Source organism: Streptomyces sp. NPDC023723, assembly GCF_040639815.1.
Lineage (GTDB): Bacteria > Actinomycetota > Actinomycetes > Streptomycetales > Streptomycetaceae > Streptomyces.
In genome coordinates this window covers 1-17,185 of sequence record NZ_JBFAAP010000092.1, presented here as the reverse complement: position 1 = coordinate 17,185, position 17,185 = coordinate 1, and the positions used below count along the sequence as shown (strand labels likewise).

Annotated in this window: 6 protein-coding genes and 3 pseudogenes; 4 read left to right on the top strand and 5 right to left on the bottom strand. The window is 75.0% G+C overall.

The window, feature by feature from the left end:
• Both AB0G32_RS39150 and AB0G32_RS39145 read left to right on the top strand, forming a co-directional pair.
• Window positions 1–4,314: SDR family NAD(P)-dependent oxidoreductase (locus AB0G32_RS39150; protein ID WP_361175386.1), on the top strand; the 4,314-nt coding region annotated here is incomplete at its 5' end.
• Between the two features lie 7 nt (window positions 4,315–4,321).
• Window positions 4,322–12,142, top strand: a complete 7,821-nt coding sequence (locus AB0G32_RS39145; RefSeq protein ID WP_361175383.1) for a beta-ketoacyl synthase N-terminal-like domain-containing protein — start codon at window positions 4,322–4,324, stop codon at window positions 12,140–12,142.
• Here the strand turns inward: AB0G32_RS39145 and AB0G32_RS39140 are convergent.
• The 5 genes and pseudogenes from AB0G32_RS39140 to AB0G32_RS39120 all read right to left on the bottom strand — a co-directional run bounded on the left by AB0G32_RS39140 (window position 12,139) and on the right by AB0G32_RS39120 (window position 16,170).
• Window positions 12,139–13,074, bottom strand: coding sequence for an AraC family transcriptional regulator (locus AB0G32_RS39140; protein ID WP_361175378.1), 936 nt, complete (start codon window positions 13,072–13,074; stop codon window positions 12,139–12,141). The genes AB0G32_RS39145 and AB0G32_RS39140 overlap by 4 nt on opposite strands.
• A 68-nt stretch (window positions 13,075–13,142) precedes the next feature.
• On the bottom strand, window positions 13,143–14,051 hold the full coding sequence (locus tag AB0G32_RS39135; RefSeq protein WP_361175375.1) for a zinc-binding dehydrogenase: 909 nt from the start codon (window positions 14,049–14,051) through the stop codon (window positions 13,143–13,145).
• Window positions 14,052–14,235: 184 nt separating this feature from the next.
• A pseudogene (locus AB0G32_RS39130) lies at window positions 14,236–14,790 on the bottom strand (LysR substrate-binding domain-containing protein); the annotation flags it as partial.
• A gap of 394 nt (window positions 14,791–15,184) precedes the next feature.
• Entirely contained in the window at window positions 15,185–15,703 is a 519-nt protein-coding gene (locus AB0G32_RS39125) for a hypothetical protein (protein ID WP_361175372.1), read from the bottom strand.
• A 29-nt stretch (window positions 15,704–15,732) separates the two neighbouring features.
• A complete protein-coding gene (locus AB0G32_RS39120) occupies window positions 15,733–16,170 on the bottom strand; it encodes a hypothetical protein (RefSeq protein WP_361175369.1) in 438 nt (145 codons plus the stop codon).
• 176 nt (window positions 16,171–16,346) lie between these two features.
• Here AB0G32_RS39120 and AB0G32_RS39115 point away from each other — a divergent pair.
• Together AB0G32_RS39115 and AB0G32_RS39110 are read left to right on the top strand one after the other, a co-directional pair.
• Window positions 16,347–16,442, top strand: a pseudogene (locus AB0G32_RS39115) (IS5/IS1182 family transposase); the annotation flags it as partial.
• Window positions 16,442–16,722: pseudogene (locus AB0G32_RS39110) on the top strand (fumarylacetoacetate hydrolase family protein); the annotation flags it as partial. The pseudogenes AB0G32_RS39115 and AB0G32_RS39110, both read left to right, overlap by 1 nt.
• Window positions 16,723–17,185: the final 463 nt, after the last annotated feature.

Here is a 17,185-nt window from a genome sequence, read left to right as displayed (position 1 = left end):
GGGCACGGGGCGCGGCTGGCCGTGGTCGCCGACGACGCCACCGACCTGGCCGGGCGGCTGGACGCGCTGGCCGGCCGGATCGAGGCCGGTGAGCCGTTCTCCGCGCCGCGGGCCCACTTCGCCACCGGCGACGCCGACCCCGGCCGTATCGGATTCCTCTTTCCCGGCCAGGGCGCGCAGTACGTGGGCATGGGCGCGGAACTCGCCGTCCACCACGCACCGGCCCGGGACGCCTGGGACGCGGTCGCGGCGGTCCTGCCGGTGCACCGGGAGGTGTTCCCGGCCCCGGTGTTCGACGAGGCGGACCGGGCCGCCCAGGAGGCCGCGCTGACCGCCACCGAGGTGGCGCAGCCGGCGCTCGCCGCGCACGGTCTGGCCCTGCTGGCCGTGCTGGCCCGGCTGAACCTGACGCCGGACTGCGTCGCGGGCCACAGCTTCGGCGAACTCACCGCGCTGCACGCCGCGGGCTGCTTCGACGCGGCCACGCTGGTCCGGCTGGCCCGGCGGCGGGGAGAACTGATGCGGGACGCGGCCACCGTCCCCGGCGGCATGGTCGCGGTCAACGCCCCGCTGGAACGGGTCGAGCCGGTGGTGGCCGAGGTGGACGGCGTGTGGGTCGCCAACCACAACGCGCCCCGGCAGGTCGTGCTGGCCGGCACGGACGACGCGCTGCGCGCCGTGACGGACCGGTTCGCCGGGGACGGGGTGCTCACCCGCCGGCTGAACGCCGCCGCCGCGTTCCACAGCCCGCCGGTCGCCGCCGCGACCGCGCCGCTCACCCGCTTCCTGGCCGACGTCACGGTGCGCCCGCCGGCGCTCCCTGTGTACGCGGGCGCCGACGCGGCCCCCTACCCGGCCGACCCGGCCGCCGTACGCGGCCGGGTCGCCGCCCAGCTGACCGCGCCGGTGCGGTTCCGGGACGTGGTGGAGGCGATGTACGCGGCCGGGGTGCGCACCTTCGTCGAGGTCGGCCCCGGCACCACCCTGACCGGGCTGACCGGGGCGGTCCTCGGCGACCGAACGCACGACGCGATCAGCCTGGACCGGCCCGGGCAGCACGCGCTGGCCGCGTTCTACGACGGGCTGGGGCGGGCCGCGGTGCGCGGGGTGCCCATGGACCTGACCGCGCTGTGGGAGGGACACGGTCCGGTCCCCGAGTCCGGCGCCGAGCACGCCGATGCGCACGCCCAGGAGAGGAAACCGCGGATGACGATCATGATCAATGGTGGCAACGTCCGTGAGGTGGGCGGGACTTCGGCGGAGGCGGCGCCGTCCGGGCCTGCGGTTGCCCCGGCTCCCTCGGCTCCCTCGCAGCCTGTTGTTCCTCCAGCTCCTGTTGCTCCTCCGGCGTCTGAAGTTTCTCCAGGTCCTGAGGTTTCTCCGGCTTCCGTGGTTCATGCCGTCGCCGCGCCTTCCTCGGACTGGCTGTCGCTGCTGGCCGAGGCGCAGCGGCAGAGCGCCGAGGCACACGCCACCTACCAGCGGGTCACCGCGGAGAACCACCAGCTCTATCTGCGGACCGCGCACGCCTCGATGGAGGCCCTGCTCGGCGCGGCCGGTGTCCGTGCCGCCACCGGAGGCGGGGCCGGTCCGCTGCCCGGTCCGGTCACCGAGCCGGTTGCCGTCGGCGGCCCTTCGGCACATGTGGTCACCGGGCCGCCGCCGCCCCGCGCGCCGCTCGAAGCCGAATCCGCGGGTACCGCGCCGGCCGTGATGGCACCGCCTCCCACCGTGGACGCGACGCCGGTGCCGGCCCCTTCAGCCCCTCTAGCCCTGTCCGCGCCGGCGCTGGACGCCGAGTCGATCGGCGCGTTGCTGCTTCAGGTGGTCGCCGAACGCACCGGTTACCCGGCGGACATCATCAACCCGGACATGGAGCTGGAGACCGACCTGGGCATCGACTCGATCAAGAAGGTCGAGATCCTGTCGCGGATCCGCGAGCGCGTCGGTGAACTGCCCGCCGCCGACCTGTCCGAGCTGGCCTCGCTCCGTACGCTGCGGGAGATCTCGGACAAGGTGGCCGAGATGGCGGACCGGGCGGGGGGCACCACCGAGCCGGTGCGGTCCGGGGTGGAGTCCGCGGTGGCCGCCGCCCCGGAGTCGTCCGCCCCGGTCCGGCGGGCGGTGCGGGCCGTGCCCTCGGCGCCGGCCGGGCTGGCTCTGGCGGGGCTGCGCGACCGGGAGGTCCTCGTGGTCGGCGACTCGACCCAGGTGGCCACGCTGCTGGTCCAGGAGCTGGCGGCGTACGACGTACCGGCGCGGGTCGTGACGGAGGTGCCGTCCGACGCCCGCTCCGTGGTGCTGCTGGACCAGGGTGACGACCCGCTGGCCGCTTTCGCGGTGGCCCGGGAACTGGCCGGCCGGCTGCGCGCGGACGGCGGTGTCCTGGTCACCGTGCAGGACACCGGGGGCGACTTCGGGCTGAGCGGAGGCGGTGACCACCCGGTTCGCGGCGCGCCGGCCGCCCTGGCCCGGACCGCCGCCCTGGAGTGGCCCTCGGCCGCCGTGAAGGCGATCGACTGCGCGCGGGCCGGACGCGGCGACCAGGAGGTGGCGTCCGCGATCGCCGCCGAACTCGTCGGGGGCGGGCCGGCGGTGACGGTCGGACTGCCGGCCGATGGGAGCCGGACGGTTCCCCTGCCCGGTCCCGTCGAACCGGGCCCGCCCCTGCCCCGGGTCACCGCCGAGTCGGTGGTCGTGGTCACCGGGGGCGGGCGCGGTGTCACCGCCGAGGCGGTCCGCGCACTCGCCGCCGCCCACCGGCCCAGACTCGTCCTGCTCGGGCGTACCGCGCTGACCGAGGAACACCCGGGGCTGGCCGGCGCCGTCGACGAGGCGGAGTTGGTGCGGGCGCTCGCCGCGAGCGGCACGCACGCCGACGGGCCCGCCGAACTCGCCGCCGAGGCACGGCGGGTGCTGGCGGTACGGGAGATCCGGCAGACGCTGCACGCGCTGCGGCAGAGCGGTTCGACGGCGCGTTACGTGAGCGTGGACATCCAGGACGAGCCCGCGCTGCGGGCCGCCCTGGCCCAGGTGCGCCGGGAGTGGGGGCCGGTCACCGCGGTGGTGCACGGCGCCGGGGTGATCGCGGACCGGCTGATCGGCGCGAAGACCGACGAGCAGTTCAGCCGGGTGTGGTCCACGAAGGTGGCGGGGCTGCGCGCGCTGCTGGCCGCCACCGAAGATGATCCGCTGGAGGTGCTGGTGGCCTTCAGCTCGGTGTCCGGGGTGTTCGGCAGTCCCGGACAGGCCGACTACGCGATGGCCAACACCGCCGTCGACCACCTGCTCTCCGCGTACGCGGCGGCGCACCCCGGCTGCCTGACCCGCTCGGTGGCGTGGGGGCCCTGGGACGGTGGCATGGTCACCCGGACGCTCGCGGAACGGTTCCGTGCCGCCGGCGTCGGGCTGATCGAACCGGCCGCCGGCGCGCGGGCGTTCGTGGCCGAACTCGCCGACCCGGCGGGTCCCGCGCGGGTGCTGCTCACCGCCGGAGGCCCGGCCTTCGACAACGGTCCGGCCGGGCCGGGGCCGGCCGCCGAGGTGACGCCCGCGCGTCCCGCGTACGCGCTCCTGGACGACCACCGGATCGACGGCACGGCGGTGGTCCCGGTCGCCGTCCTGGTCCACTGGTTCACGGCCCTGGTCCGGTCCTGGCGGCCGGACGCCGGCCCGGTGGTCCTGCACGACCTGCGGGTACGCCGCCGGATCGAACTGCCGGAACAGGAGCCGAGGCTGCTGCTGCACGGCCGGCCGAGCCCCGCGGAGCCCGCACGGCCGGGTGGCCTCGCCGTCGAACTGAGCGCCGCCGGCACGTCGTACGCCGGTGCGGTGGCCGTCGCCGGCCGGTGCCCGGCCCCGGGCCACTGGGCGGCCGCGGATCCGCTCGGACTCGAACCGGTGCCGGAACCGTACGACGGGCGGGTCCTCTTCCACGGTCCGGCGTTCCAGGTCCTCGACCAGGTCCGGCTGTGCGCGGACGGCGGCCGGGCCGCGCTGCGCGTCCGGGACACCGGGCCGTGGGAGGCCGTGCCCTGGGCGGTGGACGTCGCGGCGCTGGACGGCGCGCTCCAACTCGCCGTCGGCTGGGCGGCGCGGAGCGCCACCGGGGCCGCGCTGCCGGTGTCCGTGCGCGAGTGCCGGATCCACCGGGCCGGCCAGGACTGGGGTGCCGCTCAGGTCGTCGTGACGGCACGGCGGGCCGACCGGGTGTCCGCCGAGTGCGACGCGGCCGTATTGGCCGAGGACGGCACACCACTGGCCGAACTGCTCGGGGTGGAGCTGATCCACCGGCCCGACCTGACCGAGGGATGAGCCACCGATGCGCCCACCGGAACCGGTGTCCCCGCTGCCGCCCTCGCCCACCCCGTCCTCCCCGTCCTCTACGCGGAGTTGCGCGGCGGGCGTCGAGCCGGTCGCGATCGTCGGGCGGGGCTGCGTGCTGCCGGGTGCGCTCGACCCGGAGACGTTCTGGGCCGGTGTCGTCGCCGGCCGGTCCGCGCTGTCGGCGCTGCCCGACCAGCGCTGGGACGTGCCCCCGTCCAGGGTGCTGGGCGCGCCCGGCGACCCGGACCGGATCTGGACCGACACCGGGGGCTACGTCCACGGCTTCGACGAGGTGTTCGACCCTACGGGGTTCGCGCTGGCCCCGGCCGACATCGCTCCGCTGGACCGGGCGTTCCGCTGGGTGCTGCACGCCGGGCGGCAAGCGCTGCGCGAGGCCGGCGCGGACCGGGTCGGCTTGTCCCGCGCCGGTCTGGTCCTGGGCAATCTGGCCTACCCGACCACGGCCATGGCCCGGTTCGCCGAGCACGTCTGGCTGTCCGGGCAGGACCGGCCAGGTTTTCCGGACGGACCCCGGCCCGATCCCCGCAACCGGTTCGGCGGCGGGCTCCCCGCCCACCTGGCCGCCCGCGCGCTCGGACTCGGCGCCGGCGGCTACGCCCTGGACGCCGCCTGCGCCTCCTCGCTGTACGCCGTCAAGGCGGGCTGCGACCGGCTGCGGGACGGCAGCGCCGACCTGATCCTCGCCGGGGCGGTGGCCGCCGCCGACAACCTCTTCATCCACCAGGGGTTCTGCGCGCTGACCGCGATGAGCGGGTCCGGCCGCAGCCGCCCCTTCCACCGGGACGCGGACGGTCTGGTGCCCGCGGAGGGCGCGGTCCTGTTCGCCCTGGCCCGGCTGCGGGACGCGGTCGCCCGGGAGCTGCCGGTCCTGGGGGTGATCCGGGGCATCGGACTGAGCAACGACGGGGCCGGCGGCGGTCTGCTGGCCCCGGACCGGGCCGGCCAGGAGCGCGCCGTGCGCGCCGCCTACCGCGCGGCCGGATGCGCACCGCGGACGGTGTCGCTGGTCGAGTGCCACGCGCCGGGCACGCCCGGCGGGGACCTGGCCGAGGCGCTGGTGCTGCGCGAGGTGTTCGCCGACGCGGCCGACGTGCCGGTCGGGTCGGTCAAGTCCAACCTGGGACACCCGCTGACAGCGGCGGGCGGCGCCGGGCTGCTCAAGGTGCTCGGCGCGCTCGGCGCCGGGATCCGGCCGCCCACCCTGCACGCCGACGCGCCGCTGGACGTGCTCGCGGGAACCCCGCTGCGGCTGCTGCGCGCGGCCGAGGAGTGGCCGGGGCGACGGCGGGCCGCGGTCAGCGCGTTCGGGTTCGGCGGAGCCAACGCGCACCTGGTGATCGACGCCTGGGAGCCAGGCCGCACCGGGTCCGTCCCGGCGCCCGGTCCGGCCGGGTCCCGGCCGGACCGGCGGGTGGCGATCGCGATCGTGGCCATCGGCGCCAGGGCCGGGAGCGGCACCGGGTACCGGGACCTGTGCCACGCCGTCCTGAGCGGTGTGCCCGACCGCGGGCCCCGCTCCTCGATCGAGGTCGCCGCGAGCGGGCTGCGTTTTCCCCCGGCCGACCTCGCCGAGACGCTGCCGCAGCAGGTCCTCGTGCTGGAGGCCGCCCGGGAGGCCGCTGCCGGCACCCGGCTGCCGTCCGACCGGACCATGGTCCTGCTGGGCATGGGCCCGGACCCGGAGGCCGCGCGGTGCCTCGCCCGCTGGCGCGCGGCCGGCTGGACCACCCGCCGCGGCGGGCCCGCTCCGACGCCCGACTGGCCCGACGCGGTCCGGACATCGGTGGTGCCCGCGACCGTGTCCGGCACGATGCCCAACCTCGTCGCCCACCGGATCAACGTGCAGTTGGGCCTGCGCGGCCCCGGTCATGTCGTCTGCGCCGAGGAGGCGTCCGGCCTGGTCGCCCTCGAACTGGGGGCCCGGGCGCTGCGTACCGGGGAGGCCGACGCGGTGCTGGCCGGTGCGGTCGACCTCTCCCACGAGCCGGTGCACCGGGCCGCGCTGCGGGCCCTGGGCGATCACCGGCCCGGCGGAGACGTGGCCGTGGTCCTGGTGCTGAAACGCCTCGCGGACGCCGAACGCGACGGCGACCAGGTGATCGCGCTGCTGGACGGGGACGGCGACGGCGACCCGGAGACGCCGGTGGACCTGCTGGTCGGGGACGGCTGCGACACCCCCGCCTCCGGGCCCGACACCCCCGGCCCCGGCTCCCCCGCCCCCCGGTATGACCACGGTGACCTGTTCGGCGTCGCGCACGCCGCGCACGGGGCGCTCGCGGTGGCGGTGGCCGCGATCGCGGTCCGGCACCAGGCGGTGCCCCGGCCGGGCGCGCCCGCGGTGCCGGCCGACGCGCCACTCACCGCCCGTGCCCGGGTGACGGTGCTGGACGCCCCGCCGGCATCGGTGCGGCTGCGTCCGGCGGGCCCGCCCGCCGCCTGGTCCCCGGTGGCGCCCCGCTCGCACGTCTTCTCCGGTGCCGACCGTGCCGAGGTGCTGGCCGCGCTGGCCGCCGGCCGGGAGTCCGGGGCCGGTCCGGCGCGGCTCGTGGTCGTGGTGGACCAGGTCGCCGAGTCCCTGCCCGCGCGGCTGGCGCAGGCCCGCCGCTGGCTGGCCGACGGTGGGCCGCGCCCGGACCGGATCGCCTACCGGGACGCGCCCGTGGGCGGGGAGACGGCCTTCGTCTTCCCCAGCGGCCAGGCCGGTTACCCGGAGTGCGGGGCGGAGTTACGGCTCGCCCTGCGCGGTCGCGGCACCGAGGCGGGCGTCGCCGCACCCGTCGGCCCGCCCGTGCAACCCGCGCATGCCGCCAGCGTTGGCGGCCTCGTACCGGTCATGGCCCGTGTCCGGGCCACCACGGAACTCTCCGCCCTGCACAGCGAGATCACCCGGGGGCTGCTCGGACTGCGTCCGGACGCCGCGATCGGCTTCTCCTCCGGTGAGTCCACGGCGCTGATCGTGCTGGGCGTCTGGTCCGACGCGGCCGGGATGTACGAGGAGGTGTCCGCGAGCGAGGTGTTCCGCGCCGAGCTGGCCGGGGAGTTCCGCGCCGCGCACCGCTTCTGGCGCCGGCACGGGGTCGAGGAGGGGACCTGGAGCGAGTACCTGGTGCACGCGGCCCCCGCCGAGGTGCGCGCCGCCCTGGCCGGCGAGCCGCTGGCCCACCTGCTCGCGGTGGACGCCCCGGACACCTGTGTGATCGGCGGACTGGAGGCGGCCTGCCGGCGGGTGCTGACCCGGGTCGGCCCCGGGCTCGCGCTGTCCGACGGGTACCGGATGGTGGCGCACGCCCCGGCGGCGGCCGAGGCCGCGGCCGGGTTCCGCGCGCTGCACCGCCGGCCGGTCGGTCCGCCGCCGGGGATCCGCTTCTACAGCGCGGCGACGGGCAGGCCGTACCCGGTCGACGACCCGGACGGTGTCGCCGACGCCCTGCTCACCCAGATGACCGGCACCCTGGACTACCCGCGGGTGATCGAGCGGGCGTGGGCGGACGGCGTGCGGGTGTTCGTCGAGCACGGCCCGCAGGCGCACCGCACCCGGGCGATCCGGCGGATTCTGGCCGGCCGTGACCACCTGGCCGTGGCGCTCGACGCGCCGGACGGCAGCCTGGTGCGGCTGTGCGACGCGGTGGCCGAACTGACCGCCGCCGGGGTCTGCCCGGATCCCGCCCCTTTGTTCGACCGGCTCACGGCGGCCGCGTGCCTGCCGCCGGTCCCCGAGGCGTCGGTCACGGTGGCGGCGCACCCTCCGGCCATTCGGCTGCCCGAACCCGGCCCGCCGCACCGGCAGGTGATGAAGCCCGCGCCGTTCCTGCCCCCGCCATCGGCACCCGCCGGGCCGGGGGACGGCAGTCCGGCGCTCGCTCCCCCGGACGCGGCGGACGCCGGCCCAGGGACAGGGACCGCCGCCCTGCCGGGCACGGCGGCCGGGCCCGTTCCCCCGTGGGTGGCCCTGGCCGCCGCCCAGCACGCCCGGCTCGCCGCCGCCCAGCAGGACTACCTGGAGCGGCAGTCCGGGTCGCACGCGGAGTTCCTGCGCACCCGGCGCCTGGTGACCGACGCGGTGACCACCCGTGCCACCGCTCACGCCGCGCCGCAGCCGGTGGCCCCACCACGCCCGTCCCGCGCACCGGCCGCGCCCTTTCCGCCGCCCTCGCGGTCAGTCCCCAGACAACCCCACCAACCACGACAACCCCATCAACCCCACCGGCTCGCGCTGCCACTCGACCGCGCCACGCTGGAGTACCTGGCGCACGGGCGGATCTCCGACGTGTTCGGTCCCGCGTTCCGCGCGCAGGACGGCAGACACCGGCAGACCCGGCTGCCGCGCCCCCCGATGCTCCTGGTGGACCGGGTCACCCGGCTCGACGCGGAGCCCGGGTCGATGTCCGCCGGCACGGTCCACACCGAGACCGACGTGGCCGCGGACGCCTGGTACCTGGATCCGGCCGGCCGGATGCCCGCCGGTCTGTTCATCGAGGCCGGCCAGGCCGACCTGCTGCTGATCAGCCGGCTCGGGGTGGACCTGCTGGACCACGGCGACCGGGTCTACCGGCTGCTGGGCTGCGAGGTCACCTACCACGGGCCGCCGCCGGCCGCCGGCCAGACCCTGCGGTACGAGATCCATGTCGAGGGCCACGCCGAACACGAGGGCGCACGGCTGTTCTTCTTCCGCAACGACTGCTACGTCGGCGACGAGCTGCGGCTGTCGGTGCGCGAGGGGCAGGCCGGCTTCTTCACCGACGCGGAACTCGCCGGCTCCGACGGCGTGCGCTGGTCGCCGGGAGCGCCGCCGCAGGGAGCAGCCGACCCGCCGGCCCTCGCACCGCCCGCCGCCGCCTTCGGCCCCGACGCGGTACGCGCCCTCGCCGCGGGCCGGCCCGCGGGGTGCTTCGGCCCCGGCTGGGACGCCACCCGCGCCCATGTGCGGACCCCGGTCGCGGGCGCGGGGCGGCTGCGGCTGCTGGACGAGGTGACGGAACTCGACCCCGCCGGGGGCCCCTGGGGCCGCGGCTACCTGCGCGCGGAGAGCGCGGTCCGGCCCGACGACTGGTTCTTCGAAGGCCACTTCCACCACGATCCCTGCATGCCGGGCACCCTGATGTTCGAGGGCTGCCTGCAGGCGATGGCGTTCTATCTGACCGCGCTGGGCTTCACCGTCGACCGGGACGGCTGGCGGTTCGAACCGGTGCCCGGCGAGCCCTACCGGATGCGCTGCCGGGGACAGGTCACCCCGCGCAGCCGTCGGCTGCGCTACGAGGTGTTCGTCAGCGCGCTCTCCGCGGGTCCGTGGCCCACCCTGCGCGCCGAAGTGCTGTGCACGGTGGACGGTCTGCCGGCCTTCCACGTCGCCGCGATGGGACTGCGGCTGGTCCCGGACTGGCCCCTGGAGCACTGGCGTCAGCTGGGCCCGCCGGCCGTTCAGACCAGCGGCGACCCCGTTCCGCTCCCGGCGCTGGGCGGTCTGCGCGACGCCGGTCCCGACCCGCGGGCGGTCACCGTCGCCGGGGCGGCCCTCGACCACCCGCGGATGCTGGCCGCCGCCTGGGGCCGCCCCAGCACCGCGTTCGGCGTCCGCGGGGCCCCGTACGACGACGGCAGGCGCTGTGCCCGGCTGCCCGGGCCGCCGTACCTGTTCGTCACCCGTGTGGTCGCCGCCGGCCTCGAACCGGACCGGCCCGCGCCGGGGTCCTGGCTGGTCGCCGAGTACGACGTACCGGAGCAGGTCTGGTACTTCGAGCAGAACGGCGCCCCGGTGATGCCGTTCGCGGTGCTGAACGAGGTGGTCCTGCAACCGTGCGGGATGGCCGCGAGTCTGCTGGTGCCCAAGCCGGCCAACGCCCCCGAGTTGCTCTTCCGCAACCTCCAGGGGACCGGCACCGTGCTGCGGGAGGTCCCGGCCGGGACCCGGGCGCTGCGGACCAGGGTCGAGCTGCGGTCCCTGTCGGAGTTCGACGGCGTCACCCTCGTCTCCTTCGAGGTCGGCTGCGAGGCGGTCGACGGGGACGGCGGCCGGGCCCCGGTCATGGAACTGTCCACGGTGTTCGGTTACTTCCCGGCGGCGGCGTTCGGCCACCAGCCGGGGCTGCCGCCCACCGACGCCGAACGCGCCCGGCTGGCCGCCCCCTGCGACCGGGTGGTGGAGCTGCGGGAGCGGCCCGGGCGGCACGGCCGCGGCTCGCTGCGGCTGCCCGGGCCGATGCTGCTCATGCTGGACCGGATCACCGGGTACTGGCCCGGGGCGGGCGCGGCCGGCCTGGGGCGGCTGCGGGCCGAACGGGTGGTAGACGCCGGGGACTGGTACTTCCGCGCGCACTTCTTCACCGACCCGGTGCAGCCCGGCTCGCTCGGCCTCGAGGGCGTGGTCCAACTGCTCCAGTGGTACCTGGCCGAACGCGACGCCGGGGCCGGGATGACCGACCCCCGGTTCGAGTCCGTGGCCGTCGGCCAGCAGGTGCGCTGGCTGTACCGGGGGCAGGTGGTGCCCGCCGACGCGCTGGTGACCTTCGAGGCCGAGATCACCGCGTACGGGACCGACGCGCGCGGCCGGTACGTACGGGCCGAGGCCTGGCTCTGGGTCGACGGCCGGCGGGTCTACCACCTGCCGGGGATCGGGGTCCGGGTGGTCGACGGCGACCCGGCGGTCCGCGAACTCACCCTGGATCCGGCCGTCGACACCTGGCTGGACGACCACCGCCCCAACCACGCGGTGCCGGCGGTGCCGATGATGACCACGGTGGACCAGCTCGCCACCGCCGCGTCCCGGCTCACCGGACGGCCCGTCACCGCACTGCGCGAGGTGCGGCTGCACCGCTGGCTGGCGCTGCCCGGACCGGTCCGGGTCCGTACCGACGCCGGGCCCGCGCCGGACGGCGGCACCGCGGTCCGCCTGTCCGTCCGGCAGGAGGCCGGCGCGCGCTCCCGGTACGACGTGGTCGCCGAGGCCACCGCGCCGGCCGGGGGCCCCGGGCCGCCCCCCGAGCCGCTGCCGCCGGTGCCCGACGGGCTGCCGCAGCCGGACCCGTACCAGTCCGGGGAACTGTTCCACGGACCGGCGCTGCGCTGCCTCACCTCGCTGTCGGTCGGGCCGGCCGGTGCCAGCGCGGTGCTCGACGCCGGGCTGGTCACCGCGCCGTTCGGCGAACTCGGGCAGGGCCTGCTCGACGGCTTCCTGCACGCCGTCCCGTCCCAGTCACTGTGGCGCTGGATCCCGGACCTGACCCGCGACATGGTCGGGTACCCGCACCGGCTGCCCTGGCTGGACCTGTACGAACCGCTGCCCACTGAGGGCGAAGTACGCGTCGAGGCGCGGTTCGCCGGGTTCGACCAGGGGCAGCGGCTGATGCCGGTGATCGACGCGCAGGTCCAGGTGGCGGGCCGGGTCGTGGCCCGGTTCCGGCTGGTGGAGCTCCTGGTGCGGCTGCCGGGGATCGACCGGGTGTCCCCGCCGGACCGGCGGGCCTTCGCGACCGGGCTCCGGTGCGTCGCCACGGCCGGTCTGTCCAGCACGCGCGACGGGGTCACCACGCTCGCCCTCGACACGGTCCGCCGGTTCGACTTCCTTCCCGGCTCCACCGACCGGATCTACCGGCTGCCGCCCGGGCTGCCGCTGCCCGAGCGGACCGCCCGGATCGCGGTCCAGGAGCACGTGTCCCGGCTGGCCGAGGTTCACCCCGCGGAGATCGAGGTGGGAGCCGGCCCGGACTCGGCCCGCACTGCCGCCGTCTCCGGCCGGGTCTGGCAGGTACGGGTCGAGCGGCGGGCGGACGCGGTGGTGGTCCGTACTCGCGGCGGTTAGGGCTTGCCGGAGCGTCCGGTGCGGAGCCGGGAACGGTATTCGCCCGGGGGCATGCCTCGGGCACGCCGGAAGGCACGGTTGAAAGCGTGCGGCGAGGCGTAGCCGACCGCGTACGAGATCGACTCGACCGGCTCACGGGTGTCGCGGAGCCGGACCGATGCCAGGTCGATGCGCCACTGCGTGACGTACGCGCCCGGAGTCTGTCCGAGGGCGGACCGGAAGTGTCTGGTCAGCGTCGCCCGGGAGACGCTCGTCGCGGCGGCCAGCGCCCCCGTGGTCCAGGGGTGTTCCGGCTGGGCGTGGACCCGTGCCAGGGCGTCGCGGACGACCGGATCACGCATCGCTCCCAGCCAGGACCCGGACCGCTCCTGCGGGTGGCGGGCCAGCCAGGCGCGTACGAACTGGACGAGCAGGAGGTCGACGATGCTGTTGACGGCGGCGGTGGTGCCGATCTGGGGTTGCGCGAGTTCCGCGGTGAGGAGTTCGACGGTCCTGCTGAACTGCGCGTTCTGGCCGGCTGTGACGTGCATCGGCTGGGCGAGGGCGGTGAGCACGGGGGTGTTCACCGCCGGGTCCTGCTCATAGTGCAGGACGATCACTTCCGTCTCCGCCGGTGCCGAGCCCAGCCGCATGGCCCGGCCCTCGCCAAAGGCCCGGGCCGCCGCCGCACGGTCGCAGGAACCCATTGTCACGCCGGCGGCGCCGGCTATCCCGTGCGCGGTGCCCGGCGGTACCAGGACGGCGTCCCCGGCCCGCACCTGAAGCGGTTTCTCGCCGGTGACGTGCAGCCACATCGTGCCGCGGGACACCACGTGCAGTGCCGCTCCCGGGTAGGTGTCCAGCCACAGGCCCCAGGTTCCGCCGGCCTTCAGCATGACTCCGAGCGCCCCGCGCGCACCCGAAACACGCAAGACCTCCGCCAGCACGTCCATGGGTCCATTCTCGTCCACCGCCGCGAACCGCCCACCGGCGGGCGGCATGTCCGTCCTCGCCGCGGGCCTCAGGTCACGTCGAGGACCACCTTTCCCGGTACCTTCCGCGCGAACAGCGCCTGGACGGCGTCGTCCACGTCCCGCCAGTCGCCCCGCAGTCCGACCGGTGCCGAGAGCCTCCCGGCGGCCATGAGGCCCAGCAGATCCGTCAGCTCAGCGCTGGTCGGCGTCATGTCGCCGTAGGTGGCGACGGAGCGGGGTTCGCCGAAGCCGAACAAGGTCCCGGCCGGGAACGTGGTGTCCTGCCCCGAGGAGTAACCGACCAGGTGGATGGTGCCGCCCTCGGCGAGGGCGCTGAACGCCTGGGCCACCAGCGGCCCGCCGACCGTGTCCAGGACGAGGTCGAACCGGTTCTCGGTCCCGGCCAGGTCGGTCAGGACCTGGTCGGCGCCGAGGTCGCGGAGTCCGGCGGTCCGGTCCGGCGACCCGACGAGGGCCGTCACCCGGGCGCCCGCCAGCGCCGCCATCTGGACCGCGAAGTGCCCCACGCCCCCGCTGGCGCCGGTGACCAGGACGTCGCGCGCCAGCAGGGAACGCTTGCGCAGCACCCGCAGAGCGGTGACTCCGGCGATGCCCAGCGCGGCCGCGTCGGCCAGGTCCACACCCGCGGGGACGATGCCGAGCGAGGCGGGACCGACCGCCACCCGCTCCGCCCACGCGTGGGGAGCCATGCCCACGGCCACGCGGGTGCCTTCGGACGGCCCCGACCCGTCGGACGCGGCGCGCACCACGACGCCGGCCGCGTCGTGACCGTGCACGGCACCGGCCGGCCACTGGTCCACGTAGTTGAGCTCTCCGAAGTTGAGACTGATGTGCCGTATCTCGACCAACGCCTCGTCGCGGGCCGGTACGGGCTCATCGACATCGGCGAACCGGACGGGCCCGGCCTCACCGTGATCGACCACAAGGGCGCGCATAGCTGTGTTTCCTTCTGTCGTGGATGCGCCGGAACGCTCGGCGCGGCAACGGACGGAGTGCGCGAACACCGCACTGCCGCCTCCCTTGAAACCCTACGCAGGAGCGGGACAGCGACCAGTCCCCTGAGAATCAATCAGTTGACGTTCTGTGTCAGTGCCGCTCACGGCGCGTCGGGCGCCGCGCTCAGGTGGTGCGGGCGCCGCCATGGACGCCGACGTCCGGCGGCTGCCCGTCGTGCGTCCGGGGCAGGCTCGCCCCGACCCGTGCGGCTGTCTCGCGCAGCCAGATGTGTGCGGCGTCGTGGGTGTGCACGGGGTGCCACCACAGGGCCTCCCGCAGCGGCACCGCCTCGTACGGCGGGTCCACCAGCCGCACCGCGGCGATCGGTGCGAGCAGCCGGGCCAGACGTGCCTGGACGAGGGCGATACGACGGGTGCCGGCGACCAGCAGCGGCAGTAGCTGGAAACTGTCGACGGAGACCTCGACGCGTGGCTCGACACCGAGCATGCCGAGCTGCCGCACGGCCGGTGCGTCGTAGGTGCGCTGGTACGTCACCCACGGCAGCCGGACCAGGTCCTCGCGGGTGAGCCGGCCGTCGACGCTCGGATGGTCGTCGGCCACCAGGAACATCCAGCGGTCGTCGTAGAGGTCGGTGGCGCAGAAGTCGCTGATGACGCCGTGCGGCATGAGCAGGCCGTCGGTGGTGCCGAGCAGGGCGGCCGTGTCGTCGACCACGGTGGCCGAGGCGCTGGCGCGGCCTCGGTGCGCTCGTCGGCGAGTTGCTCGCTCACCTGCTCGAGGATCCGCTCGGCGACGGCGAGTTCGTCCCGCTCGGACCGTACCTTCGCCAGCTGCTTGGCCATCTGTTATTCGAGTTCGTCCAGTTCCGCACGCCGTGCGGTGATCCGTTCCAGCAGTTCGGGATCCTTGCACCGGCTCGTAGAAGGCCACCCGGCCACAGCGAGCGGGAACCGGCGAGAGCGCCCAGCCCGGGGAGGGAAGTTGCCGGCGCGGCAGGCGCGGTCTTCCGTTGCGGTAATCAGCGAACTCGGCACTCCGCCACCGAGGCAACGGCAGAGACCCGGATGGGACACGGCCGGAGAGTGCTGCGGCTCGGGGCGGACGGGGAAGGTCACGGGCTGGATTCCTGGACCGCGTGCAGTGGGTCCGGTGCCGCTGCCCCCGCGGCGGGCTCCAGCAGCCGGCGGATGCGCTCGTGCTCGGCGGCCATCTCGGGTGTGGCGAGGAAGTCGTCGAGATCGGCGGAGACCTCGTGGTCGATGTCCTCGATGGAACGGATGGCGAGTTCGTAGAGTTCGCCGCGCCGGTGGTGCTCCAAGTAACTCTGCCAATGCGCCAACGCGCTGATGACGGTGAGGACTCCGGTGTCCAGATCGTCATCGACCAGGATGCCGTCATAGATCGTCGCGAGCTTGTCCTGCAGCTCGGCGGCACTGATGGTCAGGATGTTCGCGCAGGCGTCGCCAAGTGCCGTCCGGGCGTCTTCGGTGAGTTCGTCCTCGGTGGCACCGCCGAGCAGCTCCGGCCGCACCAGACGAGTGACCGTCTCCTCTCCGAAGACACGAGCCCCGCCCTCGGTGGCCCCGACGACCAGCCGGAGAATGTCCGCCTCGAGGTCGCTGTAGTTCACGCCCCCAGCCTAGGGCCAATGGCTTCGGGTCAGGTCCGCTTGCGGCTCGCGATCTCGTCAGAGAGCTGCTGCACGTGGGCGGGGTCCGCGTCCCGGGCAAGGGCGACGCAGTGGTCCATGACGGCCGGCCGGTAGCGCACGGGCAACGTCTGTCCTGGGGCGAGTCGGGTGAGCTCGGTGATCGTGAGGTCTTCGTCTGCGATACCGCGGAACGAGATGCCGTCGGCGGTCTCCACGTCGAACATCAGGATCACGCGTGGGTTGTTGTTGACCTCCCGCCAGTCGACGAGAACGCCGAGCGCGAGCGCCCCCGTACGCAGTTCCGCATTGCGCTTCCGTGCATCACTGCTCAGGAGCGGGTTCGGGGCGACGCCCGGGAAGTCGGGCCCGACGCCGAGCGATTCCCGACTCAGGTCGGGTCTGAGCTGCGCCATCAGATCGTTGAGTTTCCTCTTCGAACCGAACATCCTGCCCCTTCCCTCACACCGGTGCCGGAATCTCGGCCTGGCGCTTCGCCTTCACTGCGATGGTACGTCGCGGCCATTTCCGACCTCCGTCGCATCGCCCCGTCCCGATGGGGTCGCCGTCTGCGGCCGCAGACAAGCTCGGTCGGTGCACCTGTCTGTCGGACGAGCCACGTCCGCACCGCGACCGCAACGTGGTCGAACGACGTTTCGCCCGCCTCAAGCAGTTCCGCGCGATCTCGACCAGATTCGACAAGCCCGCCGATCGCTACCGTCCGTACTGGACTTCGAGCTGGAGGTCGCCGCCGTCATCGGCCGTGAGGGCGCGACCTCACCCCCGCACAGGCCCGCGAGCGCATCGTCGGCTGCACCGTCTTCAACGACTGGTCCGCCCGCGACCTCCAGTCGGCGGAGATGAAGGTCGGCCTCGGCCCCTGCAAGGGCAAGGACACTGCCACCACCCTCGGCCCGTACCTGGTCAGCGCCGACGAGCTGGAGCCCTGCCGCGACACCGACAGGCTGCTGCGCCTCACGCTGACCGCCGAGGTCAACGGCGTCGAGCCGCCCGTGCCGCTGCCGGCCGGCCGGCGCCGCAGCCGGGAGCGGCGGGTTCAGGAATCTTGTCGCGGGTGAAGCGCGATGTACTGCCATCTGGCCGGTGGCCAGGTGTGGGTGACGGGTCGGTGAACAGTCACCTCACGTCATCAAGCCGTTGACTGCCATTGGCCTGCGTGTCGCCGGTGTGGCCGAAGATCACTCCCGCCATGTTCCCAGCACACGCGTCTTCCGACCGTCCCGGTCCTCCGTCCTCCGCCCCCGCGGTGGCGCTCGTCGCGCCTGTCCGTCCGGGGCGTCGCCCGGTCGATCCGCCGACGGAAAGCACGCTCACGGTGGGCACCGACGGTGAAGGATCGGAGCGCCTTCGATGAGCATTCAGGTCTCGCCGCAGCTGAACAATCTGTTGTTCGTGCTGATCGGCGAGAAGATGCTGCAGGCCGACGAGGACAAGGCGTTCGCC